The organism is Enterocloster sp. 210928-DFI.2.20 (assembly GCF_020554465.1).
Classification (GTDB): domain Bacteria; phylum Bacillota; class Clostridia; order Lachnospirales; family Lachnospiraceae; genus Enterocloster; species Enterocloster bolteae.
Genome location: NZ_JAJCHK010000001.1, coordinates 561,585 through 582,340, shown reverse-complemented (window position 1 = coordinate 582,340; position 20,756 = coordinate 561,585). Strand labels below are relative to the sequence as shown.

The following is a 20,756-nucleotide window of genomic DNA, read 5'->3' as shown; positions in this document are numbered from 1 at the left end:
ACTGTTATCCGATAGCGGACAATACGCCCACCAGAGGAAGCATGACGGACAAAAGGACAAGTCCCACTGATACAGCCAGGACTGCCACAATGGTCGGTTCAAACCTGGCAATCATATCATCAATGGCAGTATCAGCCATCTCCTCATAATCCTGGGATATCTCATCCATAACGCTGTCCAGGTGGCCGCTTCTGGTTCCTACTTTAATCATTTGTACATAAAAACCGGAAAACAGGCCGGTATCCTTCATGGCCTGGTAGTAGCTCTCACCAACCTGGAGCTGTTCCGAGCATTTCCCGATGCGGACTGCCACGCTTTCATTCTCAACCAGCTCCTTTGCCAGGTCCATCCCCTTTTCCAGCTCCATACCGCTCTTTAAGGTCAGGGCCAGCACAGCGGTAAATCGCCGGTTGGCCACTGCCAGGGCAATCTTACTGCGTCCCTTCACAAAATTCACAAAGCGCTCCACCAGGGCAAAGCGTTTGCCGAATTTGGAGGCTGTCCAGATCCCGCACAATGCCAGGGCCAGCACAGCCCCCGCAATAAGGGCTGCGCCGCTTAACCAGCCTCCCAGCCTCATGGCCGAGGCTGCCACAGGCGGCATCTGGGCCCCCAGCTGCTCATATACCTTGTTGAACACGGGCATGACCTTGGAAAACAGCACAAAGAGGACCACCAAAAGCATTACCACCATCATCACAGGATATGTGACCGCATTCTTTATGGCCCGCAGGAGCCGGTATTCCTTCTCATAGTAATCGGACAGCGATTTCATCATCTGGTCCATGGTTCCTGTCTGCTGTCCCAGCTTGGCCATACGCACCACATAAGCCGGGAATACACCCGTATCCTCCATAACTTTGAAGAAGGGATCTCCCAGCTCCACGCCCTCTGCCATATACAAAAGCATATCCTTCTCGCCCTGCGAGGCTGCATCCTCAGCCATAATGGCCAGCCCTTCCTCTAACGGAACAGCTGCTTCCAGCAGCAGAGATATCTGCAGACAGAATGCCGACAGCTCCTCATAGGAATACCTGTAATAAGCCTCTCCCTTTTTCGCCATCTCTTTTGCCTCCCCTTAATAGCTGTATTTTGCCCTGTAGTTAGAGCCGTTTCCAATGTACTGCATGATTTCCTGGCTCTGACCGCTGGAGGACGCAAAGGTGGGGTCCATCAGTTTCCAGCTGTTGCCGTCAAAGTAGATGATATTATCCACCCATCCCTGGCCTTCCAGATATACATTAATCCATGCGTGATACAGATTCCCCGTATAGCCCACTACCAGCTTGGTAGGAATGTCCTGGGATCTGAGCATGGCTGTCATAAGGGCCGCGTAGTCAAAACAGATTCCCTTTTTCTGCGCCAGAACCACATCCACATTGGGCAGATAGCCGGACTGGACCGAACTTGCCTTGGCCGTATCATAGGTGACATTGTTGATTACATAGTTATATACGTTGGACACCACTTCCAACTGGTCCGTTGCGCTGGCAGCCACGGATGCGCCTGTCTGCACCGCTGCGCTGGCAGCATTGAAATTCACATACTGGTTGGGGTACAGGAATGGTCCGAACTGGTTGGTTATAGTGGCATTTACATTCTGGCTGAAGGCCTGGGAATACTGGTTTCCCTGGATATTTTCAAACACCTTCACCGAGTAGCTGCCGCTGCCCTCAGACAGAGGGAACACCTCGTATACGCCGCTGCTGCTCAAATCATATGTATACGTCTCGGAACCGCTTTTTGTAATCTGGACCTTAATCTTGCCCACGCTTCCCGTGTACTTTACCATAATATACCCCTCCGACACATTGGATGCGTCCAGGGTAGCCTTCTCATTGCTGTATGTAGTGACTCCGGAAGCAATGGGAGTCAGTACATGACTTCCGGCAGGCTTTGTGTAGGCCAGGGCCGTCACCGGTACCTGGATACTGCTGACGGCAAAAAAAGCCGCTGCCGCTGCCGCTGCAAGCTTTACAACAGGTTTATATGCTGTCTTCATATCGTTATCACTCCTTTTTCTCTAAAAGGACTACATCTCCAGGCGCTGCCTTACAATCTCATAGGCCAGCACGCCTGCCGCAACCGATGCGTTCAGGGAATCAATATCCCCCTTCATGGGAATGGACGCAACCATATCACAGTGCTCGCGCACTAGCTTGCCGACCCCTTCCCCCTCATTTCCCACCACCAGTCCGATGGAACCTTTCAGGTTCATCTTATACATGAGTTCTCCGCCCATGTCGGCGCAGACAAACCACATGCCCTTTTTCTTCAAATCTTCCATGGTGGCCGTCAGATTTGTGACCTTGGCTACCGGCGTATAGTTTAAGGCTCCTGCCGATGTCTTTGCCACGGTGGCTGTCAGTCCCACGGCACGGCGTTTGGGAATAATGACGCCGTGGGCCCCTGCCAGGTTGGCCGTACGGATGATGGCTCCCAGGTTGTGGGGATCCTCTATGCCGTCTAACAGTATAAGGAAGGGCGGCTCTCCCTTTTCCTCTGCCGCTTTCAGCATATCCTCCACCTCAGCGTACTCATAGGCAGCAGCATAGGCAATAACGCCCTGGTGCTTTCCTGTCTCGGATATCTGGTCCAGCCTCTCCTTCGGCACATAGTTAATGATGGTATCATATTTCCTGGCTTCTCTCAGGATAGTGCGCACCGGACCGTCCTGACAGCCGTCCAGGACAAACAGCTTGTCGATGGTCTTGCCGGACCGGAATGCTTCCAGTACGGCATTGCGCCCCTCTATGGTCAGTTCTTCGTATCTCATGTCTTATCTCCTTCCGGGTCCGGCATCCTGCCCAGCTTCTCAAGTCCCTGGCTTATCAGATATACCAGCCTGTTGTATTCCTGCCTCAGGAACAGCCATCCTACCAGGGCTTCCATTCCTGTGGCCATGCGGTAATCAATGACAGAAGCGTTCTTGGCTGATGTGGCTGATTTTGCATTGCGCCCCCGCTTGAACACGGCATGTTCCTCCTGGGTAAGCATGTCCTCGATGGCCTTTATAAGCTCTGCCTGTGTCCCGGCCTTTACAAGCTCCGAACTCTGCTTATGCATTTTATTCACCTGCATGCTGCCCCGGTTTATCACCTTTGTGCGTATGATGACCTCATACACCGAATCTCCAATATAGGCCAGAACCAGTGGCGAGTAAGAATTCTCATCCACTGGTTCAAGCCTCATGCACTGTCTATAATATGTGAGAAATTCCTGAATGGTTACGCTCTCTTCCACTTTACGCCCTCTCTGGTGTCCTCTAATACAATTCCCATATCCAGAAGCTTTCCGCGGATTTCATCCGCCAGCGCAAAATTCTTATCTTTCCTGGCCTGCTGTCTGGCTTCAATCATCTCTTCGATCTCGCTGTCCAGCACTTCTTCCTTTTTCTCCGTGATAATGCCCAGTACATCGCACAGTTCTTCTATCATTGTCTTCATATAAGATACAAATTCCCTGGTACGGGATTCATCTGCAGTGGTATTTGCCAGCTTTACCAGTTCAAATATGGCTGAAATTGCGTCCGCGGTGTTGAAGTCATCATCCATGGCTTCCTCATACTTGCCCCGCAGCTTATCTGCCTCTTCCATAGTTGCCTGCTCCCCGGCAGTCTTGGAGCTGTCGGAAGCCTTTGTCTCCAGATCCCTTAACTTCTCCACACAGGTCAGGATACGCTCCAGGCCGTTCTTGGAAGCCTCCATCAGGTCGGCGCTGAAGTTAAGGGGGCTGCGGTAATGGGCGCTGAGCATGAAGAAGCGCAGTACCTGCAGGTCGTATTTTTCACTGATTTCCCTTACTGTAAAAAAATTCCCCAGGGATTTGGACATTTTCTTATTATCAATATTCAGGAATGCGTTGTGCATCCAGTATGTGGCAAAGTTCTTGTCGTTGGCGCACTCACTCTGGGCAATCTCGTTCTCATGGTGAGGGAATATCAGATCCTCGCCTCCGGCATGAATATCAATCTGCTCGCCCAGGTAGCGTTTGGACATAACGGAGCACTCAATATGCCAGCCCGGACGTCCGTCGCACCACGGCGACTCCCAGAAAGGCTCCCCTTCCTTTTTAGGCTTCCAGAGCACGAAATCGTTGGGATCTTCCTTGCCTTCCTCACCGGTGACCTTGATTTCACGGAATCCGGACTGAAGCTCATCCAGGTTCTTATGGGACAGCTTTCCGTATTCCTTAAAGGAACCTGTCCTGAAGTACACGGTCCCGTCCCCGGCCACATAGGCGTGGTTCTTGTCGATAAGGGTCTGTATCATCTCCAGCATGCCGCAGATTTCCTGGGTTGCCTGAGGATGGACCGTGGCAGGCTTTACATTCATGGCTGCCATGTCCTTTTTGCACTCCTCAATGTACCGGCGGGACACAGTGTCAGCGTCCACACCTTCCTCAATTGCCTTTTTTATGATTTTGTCATCCACATCCGTGAAATTGGACACATAGCGCACGTCGTAACCCTTATACTCAAAATACCTGCGTACCGTGTCAAATACAATCATGGGCCTGGCGTTTCCTATATGGATGAAATTATACACCGTAGGGCCGCAGACGTACATCTTGACCTCCCCCGGGGTCAGCGGAACGAATTCCTCTTTTTTTCTGCTCAGTGTGTTAAATATCTTCATACTCTTATTCTCCTCAAATGAATCTCTTGCGGCATGTCTGGAACATACCAGGTCAGCTGTGTCAGAATGTGTTTTATCCTGTCTTATTCTTCCTTCGCCCGGCTGCAGCCAGGACAGCCTCCACAGCCGCCTTCCATTATCTTACTATCATAGCAGTAATCTGCTGTTTCCGTCAATAAGGTAATTGCCTGAGAAGAGATTCCTTCTCCAGTTCCTGTAAATCCAAGCCCTTCTTCAGTAGTGGCCTTGACGCTTACCCTGGACACGTCCAGATGGAGGGCGTCTGCTATGTTTGCCGCCATCTGCGGCCTGTATTGAGCCAGCTTGGGACGCTGGGCTATGATGGTGGCGTCTATATTCTCAACCACGTACCCTTTCCCGTCCAGAAGTTCTCCTACCTTCTTTAACAGTTCTATGCTGGAAATACCTTTATATGCCGGATCCGTGTCCGGGAAATGCTGTCCGATGTCTCCCAGGGCTGCCGCCCCCAACAGGGCGTCCATCACCGCGTGGACCAGAACGTCCGCGTCGGAATGGCCTAAGAGGCCTTTTTCATATGGGATATTGACGCCGCCTAAGATTAGGTCCCGGCCTTGTACTAATTTGTGAACATCGTATCCTTGTCCGATTCTCATTGTGTCTCCTTTTTTACTGCGTCTGCGCTACTCCGCCATGCACACCGTGACTGCGCTGCGCTCATTGCCTGCGTCATATCATCATCCTTACCTTCCTGGCTATGCAGCTGGCTTGGATGTCGGTCTGAAAGCCGCAGCTTTCTCCGTCTGCATGGACGGGCAGGGCTGCTTCCGTGTGGATGGATACTTCCCTGCACTCGTAGGTTCTGACACCTTTGGGCCGGCGCCTTCCTATGAGGGCTGACAGCAGGACGGGTATCAGCTTTGTCCTGGTACCGTGGCTCATGACGCAGATGTTTAATTTTCCGTCGCTTCCGTCTGCCCTGGGGGCAAAGAGGAAGCCGCCGCCCTCTGAGGGCTGTATGTGACAGGATATGAAAAGGATGTTGTTGAACTCCACCTTTTTTACCCCGTCCAGTAAAATGTATCCTTTGCAGGATTTGCATTTAAAAAACTGGTGTATACCTATGAGTATATAAGAAAGTTTCCCCATACCCAAACGATTTAAACGCTGGCGGCATCTGGAGGACAGGGCATCCTGACAGACTGCTGCGTCAAATCCGATTCCGGTGCTGACCAGAAACCGGCGGTGGGATACCTCCTGATTTCCATAGGTAAGGACTCCGTAATCAATCATGGTGAAATGCCGGGGGGCCAGCTGTTTCTTAAGACACTTTATGGTGCGTCCGGGCATGCGAAGGCTCCTGGCCAGATCGTTGCCGGAACCGGCCGGGATGTAGCCCAGACTTAAAGGCCCATGGAAAGACACACCGTCCAGAACCTCGTTCATGGTTCCGTCCCCGCCCACGGCGATGATATATCTTGGCTCATCATGGCTGTCTGTCAGCCGCATTGCCGCGGTTCTTGCGTCCCCAATGCCTTCTGTCAGGAAAACTTCGTATTCAATATTATGACTTTCCATATAACGGGCTATGGCTTTCCAGATTTTAAGACCCTTGCCGGAGCCTGCTTTGGGATTTACAATGAAGTTATACATGAAGGATTCAGGTCGTCCTTTCTACTATTTTACTCTGCCTTAAATTATAGCATAATACCCTATAAAACACTAAGAAAATTTCTATAAAAAAAGTTGTAAAAAAAGTCTTGACAATTACCACAATTTATCATATACTGTACAGGCAGTCGCGAGTGAGACACAAACGACGGCAGGATATGGGGTCTTAGCTCAGCTGGGAGAGCATCTGCCTTACAAGCAGAGGGTCACAGGTTCGAGCCCTGTAGGCCCCACTATCTACCAAATTAAATATGGCGGAATAGCTCAGTTGGCTAGAGCACACGGTTCATACCCGTGGTGTCGAGAGTTCAAGTCTCCCTTCCGCTACTCGAGAAGCTTTGGATTGTCAAGGCTTCTTTTGTTTTGTCGCCGGGTATTTGCCTGCCAGGGCGTTTTATCCGTCTCAAATCTGCCAGGGAGGACACAAGCATCATGGAAAAGGAACAAATCTTTCAAAGAAACGCAGGATTTCTCGCGTTTTTTCTAAGCGGCATATGCGCCATCAGCAGCGGCGTGGTCGTAAGCATGCTGCAGGAGACCTACGGCTTTGCATACGGCATGACAGGGACACTGCTGTCCCTTATGAGTATTGGTAATCTGCTGGCCGGTTTTGCTTCCGGCATGCTGCCTGCGAAAATCGGAACCAAGAAAACCGTGGTGCTCCTGACAGCAGGCTATGGAGCCGGATATCTGATCATGGGATTTTCCGGATGGATGCTGGTTCTTATGCTGGGCTTTTTCCTGGTGGGCGTTGCCAAAGGAAGCACCATCAACACCTGCACCATCCTGGTGGCTGATAACTCCGGCGACCGTACAAAGGGCATGAACATTATGCACAGCTGTTACGCCCTGGGCGCGCTTTTGTGTCCGTTCTTCATCGGCGCGGCCATGAAGGCAGGGAATGCCGTTCCCATGCTGGTGTTAGCATCCTGCGGTTTCCTGCTGTGGCTGACCTTCTGTGTGACTCCCGCGGAAACAAAGGCCATGAAAAAGGACAGGAGCATAGATAAGGGCTTCCTTAAAAGCAAAAAATTCTGGTTGCTCACCGGTCTCCTGTTCTGCCAGAATGCGGCGGAAACCAGCGTAACCGGCTGGATGGTTACATATTTTAAAGGAAATGGCATCATATCAGGTTCCCTCAGTCCTTACACCGTGACCGTGATGTGGGGCGCCACCCTGATTGCCCGCCTGCTCATAGCATTTGTAATTCCTATCAAAAACAGCTATTCTGCCATGATTAAGATGGGTATTGGCTGCATCATTTTCTACCTGGGCCTGATGATGGCCGGTACCCAGACCGCTGCCATCCTGCTGCTGTTCGCCTTTGCCTTTGCCATGGCCGGCATGAATCCCACTGCCGTGGCCAGCGCAGGCCGTATGACCAGTGCGGCCAGCATGGGAATCATGCTTCCGGCTGCCAGCAGCGGCGCTATCATCATGCCCTGGATTATCGGCATGGTGGCTGAACATGCAGGCATTGAAATCGGAATGGCTTCCAATATCATTCCCTGCGCAGGCATGCTTCTATTCAGCGTGGCTGTAAAACGTCTGAAAGAATAGGAGCTGTGAAGCCATGCTCTACGATAAGGATATACGGGAGCCTCTCTTTGATTTTCTGGAGGAGATGTACGGAAAAATACGTATTCTGGAAGAAAAACAGATAGGAAAATCCAGGGCGGATATCGTCATGGTTCTGCCGGATCTGGTGGCAGGTATCGAAATTAAGAGTGACGCCGACACCTATGCCCGTCTGAAACGCCAGGTAAAAGACTATGACCAGTTTTACGACAGGAATTATGTGGCGGCCGGCTCCAGCCATGCCCTGCACATCGAAGAACATGTCCCTGAATGGTGGGGAATCATCACCGTGGAGCAGGTGGCCGGACAGGCGGACTTTTATCTTCTCAGGGAGGCCAGGCCAAATCCCGGGGTAAATCTCAGGAAAAAGCTCAGTATCCTCTGGCGGCCGGAGCTGGCCCATATCCAGGAATTGAACGATATGCCTAAATACAAGGAAAAGAGCAAGCAATTCGTCATTGATAAAATCGCAGAAAAGATACCTGAAGAAATACTGTCAAAGCAGATAAGCGACGCCCTGTTTGAACGGGATTATAACGAAATTGAACATGTGATACAGGAATTTAAAAAGACCCGGACCGCTGGCACCAGGAAAGGGCGCGCCGGGCGCACCCGAAAAGGCAGACGTTCATGATACGCCTGCCTTTTCCTGATCCGCATTTTATTGGTCTATATTACCTGTTCCGCTTTTCTATTCCGCCTTACCATCCAGATAATCCAGTATCTCCTGGGCATTGGTATCCGGCTTTGCTTTTTCAAACACCTTCTCGATGACGCCATTCTCATCTATTACATAGGTACTTCTCACCACTCCCATGGAAACCTTGCCGTAAAGCTTTTTCTCCTTCCACACATCGTATGCCTGGATGGCAGTAAGCTCCGGATCGGACAGAAGGATGAAGGGAAGTTCATGCTTGGCGGCGAAGTTGGCATGGGACTTCTCACTGTCCCTGCTGACGCCTATGACCTCCACGTTCCTCTGTTTAAATCCAATGTACGCGCCTGCAAAGGCACATGCCTCCCTGGTGCATCCGGGCGTGTTATCCTTTGGATAGAAATACAATACCACCTTGTGGCCAAGAAAAGAAGACAGTTTAACTTCCTTTCCGTCCTTATCTTTTAATGTGAAATCCGGTGCCTTTATCCCTGCACTTAACATGTCCCGTATCCTCCTTAAGCAATTGGCCAGGCTCACAGAACGCGCACTGGCCTATGAGATTATATTATTGCAGGTATCCGTGCTTGTCAAGGACTCCTCTAACGCATTATGATTTCCTTGAATCTGCGTACAAATTCCTCAGCCTTTATATCCTTTGCACACTGCACATTCTGTCTGCTGTTCCCCACCCCTATCTTCCATGTATTAAAGGTGGTTCCTCTGGTATGCTGTCCGTGAAGCTCCACATGGATGTCTTCCCCCTGATAGGTTATGATGTCTTTATCGTACACCGCAAAAACAGCCATGGGGTCGTGCAGGAAGGTGTGGCGTCCCCGGTTCTCGTAATAGCATGTGAGCAGGTCTGCCAGCAGCTCCACTTCCGGTTTTTTGCTGTTTCGGAACATGGTTACCAATTGGTCATTCACCTGGCATCTGGTGGTCACATCCAATCCTATGGCCCGGATGGGTACACCGGAGGAATAGACGATATGGGCTGCTTCAGGGTCGCAGAGAATGTTCCACTCATTGTAATGCATATAGTATGCGCCGCCCATCATCACGATTTCCTTGATTTTCCCCTTAACCTCCGGGTACTTGCAAAGCAGGACCCCCACATTGGTCAGCGGACCTATGGTGACCAGGGTTATGTCCCCCTGTGACGCAGACAGGCTCCTGCGCAGATATTCCACCCCATCCATGTCCTTCCGGTACTCCAGCTCTTCCATTCCTGCCAGAAGCTGTATAGGCACCGTTTCCACATCCGCCTCTGCCACCAGCGGATGCCCTATCCCTGCGTACACCGGTATGTCGGTCCTGCCCATGAGCTGCAGAAGCCTTACCGCAATCTGCGCCCTGGCCGCCGTGTTCCGAAATACTGTGGTGATACCCATAACTTCCAGTTCTTCCGATTTAAGGGCCAGACAGATAGCCAGGGCGTCATCTGCATCGTCTCCTATATCCGTGTCAATGATTATCTTAATCTTATCCATATTCTCCTCCTTTTTCATAACAGTCCACACAGCGCCTATTTATTACAATCGTTTCATTCCTTCATACCCGATGTACTGATTCCCATTTTATAATATTTCTGCAGCGGAAAGAAGAACATTAACGGCAGCACCGTGGTGACCACGGAAGCTGCAAATATCTCCCCCCACAGAGTTCCGTTTTCCTGCTGGAATACAGACAAAGCCACCTGTACAACCCGTACCTCCGGGGCATTGGCAGCAATCAGAGGCCATACAAAGGACTGCCATTGATAGAAAAATATAAGCAGGCCCGCGCTCACCATAATCGGCTTGGTCAATGGAATATAGATTTTCGTAAACACAGCCAGCCAGCTGGCTCCGTCTATCCGGGCCGACTCAGCCAGGCTGTCCGGTATTTCCTCAAATGCATTTTTAAATAAAAAGATATATGTACCGTTGGCAACAGCCGGAAGGATAAGCGCGCTCTTGGTGTTCAGCATGTTAAGCTGATGGCACAGGGAATAAAGCGGTATGGCAATGGCCTCAAAGGGTATCATCATGGTAAGTATAACCATAAGAAACAGCACATGCTTGCCCATGAACCTGAATTTTGCAAATGCAAACCCTGCCAGCGCATTGAGGGCCAGCCCCAGGACAACGGTTACCGCGCACACCACCACTGTATTAACAAGCGGCTTCATGAACTCATAATCAACAAACAGACTCCGGAAGGATTCCAGGGATATCTGTCTGGGGATAAAGGTGGACAGCGAGAAGGGCGAAGCATATTTAAATATCTCCTCACTGGGCCTGATAGACGACATAAAAGAGAAAAATACCGGCAGCACAAGAAATACGGCATAAAACAGCATCAGCCCATACTGTACGGTTCCAAACAGAACATGTTTGACAGTCCGCTTTTTCATATTTTTCCTCCTCTTTCTTAATGCTTTGGCTTCAGAACTTTCATCTCTACCATGACCACTGCAAATGACACCAGAAGAATCAAAGTCACAATGGCATAGGAACGCCCGAAGTCTGCATAGATAAATCCTGATTTATACGCCTCATACATCATCAGGTTTGTGGACATCTCAGGGCCTCCCAGGGTGATCATGTACATGGGAACAAACATCAGCAGGTTTGCCACCGTGTTAGAGACAAATACAAACATCATGGACCGCCGTATCAGTGGCAGTATAATATCCCACACTGTCCTGAATCCATTGGCCCCGTCGATTCTGGCTGATTCAATCAGGGATTCGGATACCTCCTGAATGCCGGACAAAAGATAAAGCATCCAGTAACCGCAGCCCTTCCAGATACAGATAAGGATGACTGACATCATGGACTGTTTCGGGCTGGTAAAAAAGGGCTGGGCCGGCATTCCGAACATCATGAGTATGCTGTTGACCACGCCCTGATTGGGATTCAGTAATATATTCCATATCATACAACCGGAAGAAAGAGCTATGGCTATGGGCATCATGAATACAGACCGGAACGCGCTGTTAGCCCTGCCCGGTACGCGCACCGACAATGCCAGCAGCAGAGAAATCAGAATCTGCAGGGGCGTGGTAATGAGATTGAAAATAAGGGTCACCTTCAGCGTTTTATAGAAGGTGGGGTCTGTAAACAGCGCTGTGTAATTATCCAGGCCCGCAAAATACGTTTCCCCCCGCAGAAAGGATTCCGCAAAAAAACTTCCGGCAAAGGATATGATGATGGGGTAAATCTTAAAGATGAAAAGCAGGAGCATTGCCGGTGCAAGAAACAGATAGGGTTCCCATGCTCCGGGCCGTTTTTTAAGTTTTGCTGGCTCCATGGGCCGACCTCCTCCTATTTAAGGAGAACGTATCCGTTAGGCCGGATACGTTCTTCCAACGTCAACTTATGCCGTTTTAGCTACTTTGTGTACTTTTTCAGGATATCATCGATCCTGGCCGCGGATGTATCCAGAGTGGTCTTTACATCTGCTCCGTTTCTTATATCCTCAATGGCTGCATTTACCACATCCGACCACTCGTTGTATCCGGGAGTCTTTGGCCTTGATACAGAATAATTCTCCAAATCGCTGGCCAGCAGGGCGTACACTTCATGGTCCGGGGCAGAAGCATCCGTAATCCGGGCAATCCGTTCCATATTAGCCCCGATATTATTCTGGCTGTCCAGGAATATGCCGCTCCCCTCTCCCACGGTAATATACTTGATGAATTCAGCCGCCTCTTCCTTGTGTTTTGAATTGGCATTGATGCCTATGTGCCAGGAGTCGCACCCCACTGCGGGCACGCCGCCCTCAAAATAAGGCACCGGACACACACCTACATTGATTCCCTTTCCCTTGGCTCTGGCGTAGCATACCGGGTCTCCCCATGTAAATGCCACCTTTCCTGTCTCGAACATTTCCCTGGCCTCATTGGTGTTCACTCCCTTAGGGGAAACCCCGTATTTATTAAACAGGTCCTGGTAAAAGGTCATGGCTTTTACACTGGCCTCTGAGTTCAGATATCCGGTGGCTGTCAGGCCATCTTCGCTGAGCCAGGCAGCTCCAAGGGAATTAGCCAAAGGCATTACATTCCATACGCGGTTAATCTGGTCCCCGATTATGCCCCAGCATGTGGTGGAACCGTTTTCCACCTTTGTAACCTGCCGGCAGATATCCAGACACTCCTCCCAGGTCATGCGCTTATCTGTCTCATAGGCGGGATACGGAATATTGTTTTCGTCCAGAATGTCCTTATTATATACCATAATCATGCCGGACTCCCTTTTGGGCGCTGTCATAACTTTTCCGTCATAAGCAGCTGCATTGAGTCCTGTCTGGGTAAAAACCTTATCCAGTTCATCCCTGCTCATGTAGTTCTCAAAAGGCTCCAGATATCCCCTTACCGAATAGGAGGTCACAAGAGGCGCATCCACATTCAGCACATCAAAGTCGCTTAACTTAGATTTCATCTTTACTTCAACCATCTCGATCATCTGGTCAAAGGGATATGATTCTGTCTTTACCTTGATTCCGGGATGGGATTCCTCAAACTTCTGTATAATCTCCTTACCCACATCCCCCTCCCACACATCTGCATGGGAATTCAGATATACGATTTCCACAGGTTCCCCGCCCTGCGCCTTTTCCTGGCTGTTCTCCGACGTCTTTTCCGCCTGGGCAGCGCTGCTTTCTGTCTGCTGGCTCTTTGAAGAACACCCCGCCGTCGAAAAAACCATAGCTGTTACTAATCCAACCGCTGCTAACTGTTTAAACTTCATAATATGTCCCCCTAGTCATTGCTGATCCTTCTGTTTATCACACACTGCTGCAAAATACGTCATTGTTCTTTTTTATAAATTATGCATAATTTATTTTGACTTTATATATTCATTATATATATTTTGTCATTCACAACAACCAGGCCAAATTATGATTTTGTGTAATATTTTACTATCTCCCTGTTTACTCCCAATCCCACTGTACAATTCTACCCTTTATTCCTGTATTCCGTAGGTGTCATTCCCACCCTTTTCTTAAACAGATTGCTGAAATACTGGGAATCAGAAAATCCCACCATATACGCCACATCATTTACCCTGTATCGGATATCCAAAAGCAGTTCCTTGGCTCTGTCAATCCGATACGCCGAAATATAATCCGTCAGATTCTTATTGGTGTGTCGTTTAAACAGTTCGCACAGATAATTGGGCGAGATATACAGTTCATCCGCCATATTCTTTAGTGTGATTTTCCGGTTATAGTTTGAGGCAATATACTCCTGTGCCTTCGCGATAAGCTGATTTCCCGGCTGCTTGTCCCTGGCCGGACCTGTTTTCAGGGTCCGGCCCAGTTTTTTCTCAATCTGCCTGAGCGTATCTATTAACTCCAAAGGATTGGTAGGTTTTGTCAGATATCTGGTCACTCCCAGCTCTATGGCACGCTGGGCATAGGAAAAGTTAGTGTATCCGCTTACTATGATTACATCCACCTCAGCATTAACCGCCCTTATCTTATATATCAAATCCAGACCCGACATGCGGGGCATCTTAATATCGGTGATAATTACATCCGCCTGCCCGCCCTTCAGATATTCCATGGCGGCTGCGGCCTCCTCAAAGCTACCGGCCACGGTCCATTCTTCCAGCCCTTCGACCAGCCTGCACAGTCCGTTTCTTATTTTCGGTTCATCGTCCACAACAATCGCTCTCATGTCATTCCCTCCCTATGAATGCCGGGTATGCAGAAACGGATGACCGTTCCTTCGCCCAACCGGCTCTCTATCGTAAGCCCAAACTCTTCCCCATAGTACAGCCGGATTCTTTTATTTACATTTTCCACACCTATGCTTCTGTGGTCCATCCGCATTTCTGTGGTACCATCCCGCAGCCGCTTCAATTGTTCTTCATCCATGCCAGCCCCGTTATCGCTGACCTCCAGCCAGCATCCCCCATCCTCCTCACGTTCATATACCCTTATGCTCACCTTTCCTCCTGTTTCAATTCCATGGATAATGGCGTTTTCCACCAGAGGCTGTAAAATCAGCCTGGGAACCTGAACAGATTCATACTGGTGCGGAATATCAATCTCATATTCCAGTTTATCCTCCATCCGCTCCTTCTGAATCAGGAGATAGTTTGATACATGGCGGATTTCCTCCCTGAGGGCCACGGTCCTGGAGGACCTGCTGATTGCATATTTCATCATCTCACCCAGGGACACCACGATACCGCTTATTTCATATTCCTTTTTTTCCAGCAGCATCCAATTGATGGTATCCAGGGTATTATACAAAAAATGGGGATTAATCTGTGACTGCAGGGCTTCCAGCTCCGCATTTTTCTGGGCCAGTTTTTCCTGATAGACCTCCTTTATAAGCATGTCAATTTTGAAAACCATGTAGTTGAATGTCTCCATGAGACGGCCCATTTCATCCGAGCGCTTATTGTCTATGCGGTAATCAAAATTTCCCTGCTGCACCTCCCTCATGGCTTCAATCAGCTTCTTCACCGGGGCCGTGATGGCCAGCGACACTACCAGAAGGCAGACCAGAATCAGCAGGTTGCACAGAATGATGCTGAGCAGGATGGAGTGGTTCAGGCTCTGCACCTGGGCTGAGATATCAGAATACGGCACCATGGTATAAATCTTCCACCCGGTTGCCTCATTTTCAATAACTGACAGCGCCATACGCTCCTGTCCCACCATCAGTTCCTTTGATTCCCCGCCCCGGTTCTCCATGGCGCATACCGCGTCTATGACCTGGGAAACCGTCTTTTCATCCCCTGCAATCAGTCTTTGGTTCTGGTCCAGCATAAAGGTCATCTGATGGGGAAATGAGGCATTCTCCGTATGCAGGATGTCCAGAAATGTATCCGGGTTCAAATCCATGATCAGTACGGCAATCACCTCCTGATTGTAAAAATCCGTAATGGGTTCCACCATGGTAAGGACCTTTTCCGGTCCGGTGATTCCCTCCATATAAAAAAGCAGGTTGTCCTGAAGTCCAAGCCATACCGGCTGGCCTCCGTGCTCTGAAGCCGCCTCGTAGTACTTGGAAGACACCAGGTCAAAATCCTGCAGCCTGTAATAATCATAGGTGCTGTACAGGATATTGGAACGGTCGATAATCATGATATTATTCAGCGGTTCAAACGAAAGAACAAGGGAGGAAAAATACTCGGCTATATTGCGCTTGCTGCGCCCCACCTGAAGGTAGTCCTCACCGCTGTGGATATTATTCCGCACAATCTGGCTGGTGGCCGTACTCTGTCCCAGCTGTGTCATGTAGGAAACCTTATCCGTGACACTGATATTGATTTTCTCCAGCATATTCTCCATCTCATTTTTCTTGTTATTAAAAATAAGGCTCCTTGCATGGCTGTAGGCAAAATAGCCCATGATACCGCCCTGAAGAATCCCGATGGTTATGAATACAATCATGATTTTTGCACGGAATGATAACTGTTTCACGCCCTGTCCCCCCTGTGACCATATTTTTTCTATCATATCATGGATATTTTGGGATTACAAATCCCGAGGGGGGATATGATGTACCGGCTTTTGGACAAAAAAACGGTCCTGGCTTACCGCCAGAACCGCGTCCTGTTTATTTTTACCATTCAACATATAAAAGCGGACTGCACTGCATCCGCACTGTTTCGCAGTCTCCTTTGTCCGTCCTATGGCCTTACAGCCGTCCCGTCAGGCAGTCTTGCAAACAGCCAGCTGTGATCCATATCCACTGCCGGATATTTGGCGGCTTCCTTCTCATCAAAGCCAACACCAATGCCTGGTGTGTCGTCCACATATGCGTACCCATCCCTGATTTTCGGGCAGCCCGGGAATACAGCCTCTTCCTCCTGGGTAAAACCGGAGAACTCCTGTATTCCAAAGTTATGGCTGTTCAGGTCCAGATGCATCTGCGCGCACATTCCAATCGGTGACAGATCATTGGGACCGTGCCATGCGGTCCGCACGCCGTATGCATCGCAGAAATGAGCCAGCTTTACAGCAGGGGTTATACCTCCTATATCGCTTAAGTGCACCCTTATGAAATCAATCCACTGGTTTTGGATAATGGTTTTCCACTCAGCCGGATTGGTAAACAGCTCTCCCATGGCAAAGGGCACAGCTGTCTGCTCCCTCATATACTTATAATACCCTACCTGGTCAGGAGCCAGAGAATCCTCCAGGAAAAACAGCTTAAATGGTTCCAGTTCCTTTGTAAAAGCAAGGGTGTCTGCCAGTGATAACCGCTCATGAACATCGTGCATGACCTCAAGCTCCCATCCAAAATCCTTCCTCACCTGCTCAAACAGGCGGATTACACTGTCCATATACATTTTCGGATGGAAATACGCGCCTTCCGGTGCCCCCTCCGGTTTCACCATCTGCTGGCGCCTGCCGTCGAAGTTCCCGCCGTAGGTCCCCATATGACAGCGGATGTGCCGGTATCCTTCCTCAATATATCGGCTGATGCACTCTTTTACCTCTTCCAGGCATCCTCCGTCTGCATGGCGGTAAACCGTCACGCCTTCCCTGGCCTTTCCGCCAAGCAGGCTGTAGAGCGGCATACCGGCCAGCTTTCCCTTGATGTCCCACAGGGCCTCATCTACTCCTGATATTGCATTGTTGAGGATTGGACCATTGCGCCAGTAAGAGCTTCCCATCATGGTCTGCCAGATATCCTCTATATTATGTACGCTCCTTCCCTTTAACATAGGGCAGAGATATTCCTCGATGGCTGTAACCACAGCCTTGTGCCTCCATGTAAAGGTAGCGCATCCGTATCCAAAGAGTTCGGGTTCCGATGTCTCTACCTTGACAATGACCAGATTAATTCCCCTTGGCGCTGTCACAAATACTTTTATATCCCGAATTGTTATGTTATCCATGTTCTAATTCTCCTGTTTTTTATAATATATATCCCCGTATTATGTAACCTCCGCCCATACAGTATCAGCTCTTAACTGCCCCGCCTGTCATGCCTGCAATAAAATACTTCTGGAAGCATATAAAGAGAACCACCAGCGGCAGGCTGGACACAGTGGAAGCAGCCATCAGGTCATTCCATTTAATCTGGTACTGGGAATTCAGGGAAATGATGCCCACGGTCAATGTCTTCAACTGGTCGTTGGAAATCAGGACTGAGGAGTACATATACTCATTCCATCCGCTGAACAGGACAAATATGGCAACTGCTGCAATGCCCGGCACAATCAGGGGCAGTATGATGTTCCAAAAAATCCGGAAGCTGGATGCCCCGTCCACCCTGGCCGCCTCGTCCAGCTCAATGGGTACTGTCTTAAAGTAGGAAACCAGCATCCATGTGCTGAAGGCCACATTGGTGGCTGCATATACAATGATAAGCCCAATCAGCTTGTTGGTCATATGGTATTTGGAAAGCACCGCATAGAACGGTACCACCAGCATGACGCTGGGAAACATCTGGGTTACCAGAAGGAAATCCATCAGCTGTTTTTTACCCTTAAACTGGAATCTGGTCACCCCGTAGCCGGCCAGACATGCACATGTAATACAGATAATCATGGCAAAGATACATGTTACCAGGCTGTTAAGGGTCATTCTTCCGAAATTGTAGGTAGTGAAGAATTTGCGGAAGGACTCCAGGCTGATTGGGTCCGGTATCCACTGGGGTTTAGGCGAGTAGGTCTGGGCCTCTGTTTTGAAGGCAGTGGAAATCATCCAGAGAACAGGCACCAGCACCATAAGGGCCAGCAGAATCAGGACCACATAACAGAGTACTTGTTCCATTCTGCGTTTCGACTTCATTCTATTCATCCTTCAGCACCACCTTATACACAGAGTTTATGAGATAACAGATAATGAAAACCAGGATTCCCCATGCTGCTCCTTTACCGAATCTCAGGTCATTGAATGCGGTTCCGTATATGCTCAGGCTGATCAGGTTTGTGGCTGTGCCCGGCCCGCCCGCTGTCATGGTAAAGACCTGGGTATACTGCTTGAACCACCACACGCTGTCCAGGATAATCACCGTTGTCAGAATAGGCTTTAGGGAAGGCAGGGTGATGTAGCGGAAGCTGTCCCACTTATTTGCCCCGTCAATCACCGCCGCCTCATACAGGTCCTTGGAGATGCTCTGGAGTCCGGCCAGTATCATGGTCATGACCAGAGGAAATCCCTTCCATATACAAGTGAACACCACGGACGGAAACGCCAGTTCCTTGCTGCCCAGCCAGGATATGTTGGCTGAAATGATACCCAGTGACTTCAGCATATCGTTTAGTACACCATACATGGGATTCATGATCCAGGTAAACAAAAGGGCTATGACAGCTTCCGGAAAAAGCCATGGGAGCATAAAAATGACCCTGAATACAGTCCTTCCCCTGAACTCCCTGTTTAGCAAGGTTGCCAGGATGAAACCCAGGACAAAATGCCCGATTACCACAAATATCATGAACTCAAACGTAAGCAGCACCGATTTATAGAAAGACGGATCTGTAAACGCCTCTATATAGTATTTGAAGCCTACGAATTTCCACTTAGTCACCAGGTTAGTATTGAAGAAGCTGATATAAAAGCCATAGGCCATGGGATATATAATAAGGGCTGCCAGCATGAATACAATGGGGAATGCAAATAAGTATCCGTCATTCTGGTATTTGATTTTACCCGCGGTTCCTTTTGTTTTTACCTTAGACATGATATCATGACCCTTTCTTTGCCTGTATTAATTGTAATCTTCCAGGAGCTGATCAAGATCCTTTACCAGCTGTTCCGCTGCCTGGTCGTTTGTTTTCTCGTTGCTGAATACAGCTGCATAGGCATCGCCCAGGGCGCTCTTAAGTCCGCTGATTCCCGCAAAAGCCAGGGTCGGACGGCAGCCGTCCTCAATCTGCTTTAAGAAACCTGCATAATCATCTCCTGTTATATAGGAAACCTTCTGTCCTTCGGTGGTGGACGGAATCTTGCCGCTGGACTCCCAGAACTTCATATCCTTATCGTGGGAGGTAAAGAATGCCAGGTATTTGGCGGCAGCTGCCTTCTCTGCGTCAGTTGATTTGGCGGTAATAGCATATCCCTCAGCTCCCAGCATAGTGCCTGAATACTCTCCGGGGAGTTTAAAAGAACCAAGCTTTCCTTTTAACTCAGGATTGTTGGCATAAGCAACGCCCAGGGCATTTGGTCCGGTAAGGAACATGCTGGTATAGCCCATGGCAAAGTAGTTTGCCGCTGTGGGATAATCCACCTCTGTTATACCGGTGGGAACCACACCCTCCACATTGTTCATATCTGTCCACTTAGAAAATACATCCACGAATGCCGGGTCTGTGGTAATATCTGTCTTCCACTCATCCGATCCATCCTCCTGGTAAGCAAGCTCATATCCATTGCTCCAGAGATAGGACATAAAACGGCTCTGCCCTGAGGAATTATTGGAGCCTACCATGGAGAATCCCCACTGGTCCACCTGTCCGTCCCCGTCCGTATCCTTTGTCAGCGCCTTTGCACAGTCCACAAACTCATCCCATGTGGCAGGCACTTTAAGCCCAGCTTCCTCAAAACGATCCATCCGGTAGATAACGGCCTGCGGCTGTACGGCCACCGGATAATAGGTCATCTGCCCGTCAATGGTGCAGGCATCCATAACGCCGTTTGCCAGGCCGTCAATAGCTTCCTTGTCCATCCAGTTGTTAAGGTCCTCTGTCAAACCCAGGTCATAAAGGGTGGGCACCTGGTCAGCAGATGTGAAGAACATGGTGGGAAGGTCATCCGGGGAGGTTGCCATGGCTGCCAGCTTTGTATAAATATCACCGGAGGCAATGGCCTGGATTTCCACCTTAATGTCCGGATTTTCCTTCATAAATTCCTCTGCGTACTGATATATGTACTGGCCATGAGGATCCTCAGGCGCATATCCGTCCATGACGGTCAAAGTAACCTGTTCTCCGGACGCGGCCTGTGTATCCTTATTTCCCGTCCCGGTACCGCCATTATCCTTTGTGTCCCCTGCCTTTACTTCCTCTGCCTTTGTATCTGCCGTGCCGGATGATGAGCCTGCGCATCCTGTCACAAGGGATGCCGCCATCACTACGGAAAGCATTGCTGATAAGAATCTTCTTTTCATGTCAGTTCCTCCATTTCATTGTTATAAATCTCTCTTAATTACCGGCCGGTAATCGTTTGTTCTGATGGGAATATCATACAACAACTGATATGAGGAATGTGATTATTATTTAGTCAAAAATCACCATTTTTTTGTCCTGTGACAAAAATCTGCATAAAAATAGCAG

The 20,756-nt window shown here is 49.4% G+C and carries 20 protein-coding genes and 2 tRNA genes; 4 read left to right on the top strand and 18 right to left on the bottom strand.

What is annotated here, in order from left to right; all coding sequences use genetic code 11:
• Positions 1-4: 4 nt before the first annotated feature.
• The 7 genes from LI015_RS02645 to LI015_RS02615 form a co-directional block, all read right to left on the bottom strand.
• Positions 5-1,063 (bottom strand): type II secretion system F family protein, encoded by a 1,059-nt coding sequence (locus LI015_RS02645; RefSeq protein ID WP_002565291.1) that lies wholly within the window; start codon positions 1,061-1,063, stop codon positions 5-7.
• 15 nt (positions 1,064-1,078) lie between these two features.
• Positions 1,079-2,002, bottom strand: a complete 924-nt coding sequence (locus LI015_RS02640; RefSeq protein WP_002565292.1) for a transglutaminase-like domain-containing protein — start codon at positions 2,000-2,002, stop codon at positions 1,079-1,081.
• Between the two features lie 30 nt (positions 2,003-2,032).
• Positions 2,033-2,776 (bottom strand): 23S rRNA (guanosine(2251)-2'-O)-methyltransferase RlmB, encoded by a 744-nt coding sequence (gene rlmB / locus LI015_RS02635; protein ID WP_002565293.1) that lies wholly within the window; start codon positions 2,774-2,776, stop codon positions 2,033-2,035.
• Positions 2,773-3,243, bottom strand: a complete 471-nt coding sequence (locus tag LI015_RS02630; RefSeq protein WP_002565294.1) for a Mini-ribonuclease 3 — start codon at positions 3,241-3,243, stop codon at positions 2,773-2,775. The genes rlmB and LI015_RS02630 overlap by 4 nt, the downstream gene beginning before the upstream one ends.
• Entirely contained in the window at positions 3,228-4,637 is a 1,410-nt protein-coding gene (gene cysS, locus LI015_RS02625) for a cysteine--tRNA ligase (RefSeq protein ID WP_227124008.1), read from the bottom strand. Before cysS ends, LI015_RS02630 begins: the two co-directional genes overlap by 16 nt.
• Before the next feature lie 83 nt (positions 4,638-4,720).
• Positions 4,721-5,272, bottom strand: a complete 552-nt coding sequence (gene ispF / locus LI015_RS02620; protein WP_002571900.1) for a 2-C-methyl-D-erythritol 2,4-cyclodiphosphate synthase — start codon at positions 5,270-5,272, stop codon at positions 4,721-4,723.
• Between the two features lie 73 nt (positions 5,273-5,345).
• On the bottom strand, positions 5,346-6,269 hold the full coding sequence (locus LI015_RS02615) for a diacylglycerol/lipid kinase family protein (protein WP_227124005.1): 924 nt from the start codon (positions 6,267-6,269) through the stop codon (positions 5,346-5,348).
• A 178-nt stretch (positions 6,270-6,447) separates the two neighbouring features.
• On the opposite strand from LI015_RS02615, the gene LI015_RS02610 reads away from it, so the two are divergent.
• The 4 genes from LI015_RS02610 (at position 6,448) to LI015_RS02595 (ending at position 8,499) form a co-directional block, all read left to right on the top strand.
• Positions 6,448-6,520, top strand: a tRNA-Val gene (locus LI015_RS02610).
• Positions 6,521-6,540: 20 nt separating this feature from the next.
• A tRNA-Met gene (locus tag LI015_RS02605) sits at positions 6,541-6,614 on the top strand.
• A 105-nt stretch (positions 6,615-6,719) separates the two neighbouring features.
• Positions 6,720-7,847, top strand: a complete 1,128-nt coding sequence (locus LI015_RS02600; protein WP_002565298.1) for an MFS transporter — start codon at positions 6,720-6,722, stop codon at positions 7,845-7,847.
• Between the two features lie 13 nt (positions 7,848-7,860).
• Positions 7,861-8,499, top strand: a complete 639-nt coding sequence (locus tag LI015_RS02595; protein WP_227124004.1) for a sce7726 family protein — start codon at positions 7,861-7,863, stop codon at positions 8,497-8,499.
• Positions 8,500-8,556: 57 nt separating this feature from the next.
• On the opposite strand, the gene bcp is transcribed toward LI015_RS02595, so the two are convergent.
• The 11 genes from bcp to LI015_RS02540 form a co-directional block, all read right to left on the bottom strand.
• Positions 8,557-9,024, bottom strand: coding sequence for a thioredoxin-dependent thiol peroxidase (bcp, locus tag LI015_RS02590; RefSeq protein ID WP_227124003.1), 468 nt, complete (start codon positions 9,022-9,024; stop codon positions 8,557-8,559).
• A gap of 98 nt (positions 9,025-9,122) precedes the next feature.
• Entirely contained in the window at positions 9,123-10,013 is an 891-nt protein-coding gene (locus LI015_RS02585; protein WP_117626385.1) for a nucleoside hydrolase, read from the bottom strand.
• A gap of 53 nt (positions 10,014-10,066) precedes the next feature.
• On the bottom strand, positions 10,067-10,918 hold the full coding sequence (locus LI015_RS02580; RefSeq protein WP_227124002.1) for a carbohydrate ABC transporter permease: 852 nt from the start codon (positions 10,916-10,918) through the stop codon (positions 10,067-10,069).
• Positions 10,919-10,935: 17 nt separating this feature from the next.
• Entirely contained in the window at positions 10,936-11,817 is an 882-nt protein-coding gene (locus LI015_RS02575) for a carbohydrate ABC transporter permease (RefSeq protein WP_002578063.1), read from the bottom strand.
• An 80-nt stretch (positions 11,818-11,897) separates the two neighbouring features.
• Positions 11,898-13,256, bottom strand: a complete 1,359-nt coding sequence (locus tag LI015_RS02570; protein ID WP_227124001.1) for an ABC transporter substrate-binding protein — start codon at positions 13,254-13,256, stop codon at positions 11,898-11,900.
• 209 nt (positions 13,257-13,465) lie between these two features.
• The gene (locus tag LI015_RS02565; protein ID WP_227124000.1) at positions 13,466-14,188 is read right to left on the bottom strand and encodes a response regulator transcription factor; all 723 of its coding nucleotides are present in this window, start codon (positions 14,186-14,188) and stop codon (positions 13,466-13,468) included.
• A complete protein-coding gene (locus LI015_RS02560) occupies positions 14,185-15,948 on the bottom strand; it encodes a sensor histidine kinase (protein WP_227123999.1) in 1,764 nt (587 codons plus the stop codon). The genes LI015_RS02565 and LI015_RS02560 overlap by 4 nt, the downstream gene beginning before the upstream one ends.
• 209 nt (positions 15,949-16,157) lie before the next feature.
• Positions 16,158-17,372: a D-galactonate dehydratase gene (locus LI015_RS02555; protein WP_002565301.1), complete on the bottom strand. Its 1,215-nt coding sequence runs from the start codon at positions 17,370-17,372 to the stop codon at positions 16,158-16,160.
• Between the two features lie 64 nt (positions 17,373-17,436).
• Entirely contained in the window at positions 17,437-18,279 is an 843-nt protein-coding gene (locus LI015_RS02550; RefSeq protein WP_227123998.1) for a carbohydrate ABC transporter permease, read from the bottom strand.
• Positions 18,272-19,165: a carbohydrate ABC transporter permease gene (locus tag LI015_RS02545; RefSeq protein WP_002565303.1), complete on the bottom strand. Its 894-nt coding sequence runs from the start codon at positions 19,163-19,165 to the stop codon at positions 18,272-18,274. The genes LI015_RS02550 and LI015_RS02545 overlap by 8 nt, the downstream gene beginning before the upstream one ends.
• A 27-nt stretch (positions 19,166-19,192) precedes the next feature.
• Positions 19,193-20,590: an ABC transporter substrate-binding protein gene (locus LI015_RS02540; protein ID WP_002565304.1), complete on the bottom strand. Its 1,398-nt coding sequence runs from the start codon at positions 20,588-20,590 to the stop codon at positions 19,193-19,195.
• Positions 20,591-20,756 lie beyond the last annotated feature (166 nt).

Coding starts and splice junctions, on each gene's coding strand:
- rlmB (WP_002565293.1), bottom strand. CDS start 2,776: ATGAGATACGAAGAACTGACCATAGAGGGGCGCAATGCCGTACTGGAA.
- LI015_RS02570 (WP_227124001.1), bottom strand. CDS start 13,256: ATGAAGTTTAAACAGTTAGCAGCGGTTGGATTAGTAACAGCTATGGTT.
- LI015_RS02585 (WP_117626385.1), bottom strand. CDS start 10,013: ATGGATAAGATTAAGATAATCATTGACACGGATATAGGAGACGATGCA.
- LI015_RS02595 (WP_227124004.1), top strand. CDS start 7,861: ATGCTCTACGATAAGGATATACGGGAGCCTCTCTTTGATTTTCTGGAG.
- LI015_RS02550 (WP_227123998.1), bottom strand. CDS start 18,279: ATGAATAGAATGAAGTCGAAACGCAGAATGGAACAAGTACTCTGTTAT.
- LI015_RS02615 (WP_227124005.1), bottom strand. CDS start 6,269: ATGTATAACTTCATTGTAAATCCCAAAGCAGGCTCCGGCAAGGGTCTT.
- LI015_RS02645 (WP_002565291.1), bottom strand. CDS start 1,063: ATGGCGAAAAAGGGAGAGGCTTATTACAGGTATTCCTATGAGGAGCTG.
- cysS (WP_227124008.1), bottom strand. CDS start 4,637: ATGAAGATATTTAACACACTGAGCAGAAAAAAAGAGGAATTCGTTCCG.
- LI015_RS02540 (WP_002565304.1), bottom strand. CDS start 20,590: ATGAAAAGAAGATTCTTATCAGCAATGCTTTCCGTAGTGATGGCGGCA.
- ispF (WP_002571900.1), bottom strand. CDS start 5,272: ATGAGAATCGGACAAGGATACGATGTTCACAAATTAGTACAAGGCCGG.
- LI015_RS02545 (WP_002565303.1), bottom strand. CDS start 19,165: ATGTCTAAGGTAAAAACAAAAGGAACCGCGGGTAAAATCAAATACCAG.
- LI015_RS02580 (WP_227124002.1), bottom strand. CDS start 10,918: ATGAAAAAGCGGACTGTCAAACATGTTCTGTTTGGAACCGTACAGTAT.
- LI015_RS02555 (WP_002565301.1), bottom strand. CDS start 17,372: ATGGATAACATAACAATTCGGGATATAAAAGTATTTGTGACAGCGCCA.
- LI015_RS02575 (WP_002578063.1), bottom strand. CDS start 11,817: ATGGAGCCAGCAAAACTTAAAAAACGGCCCGGAGCATGGGAACCCTAT.
- LI015_RS02640 (WP_002565292.1), bottom strand. CDS start 2,002: ATGAAGACAGCATATAAACCTGTTGTAAAGCTTGCAGCGGCAGCGGCA.
- bcp (WP_227124003.1), bottom strand. CDS start 9,024: ATGTTAAGTGCAGGGATAAAGGCACCGGATTTCACATTAAAAGATAAG.
- LI015_RS02565 (WP_227124000.1), bottom strand. CDS start 14,188: ATGAGAGCGATTGTTGTGGACGATGAACCGAAAATAAGAAACGGACTG.
- LI015_RS02600 (WP_002565298.1), top strand. CDS start 6,720: ATGGAAAAGGAACAAATCTTTCAAAGAAACGCAGGATTTCTCGCGTTT.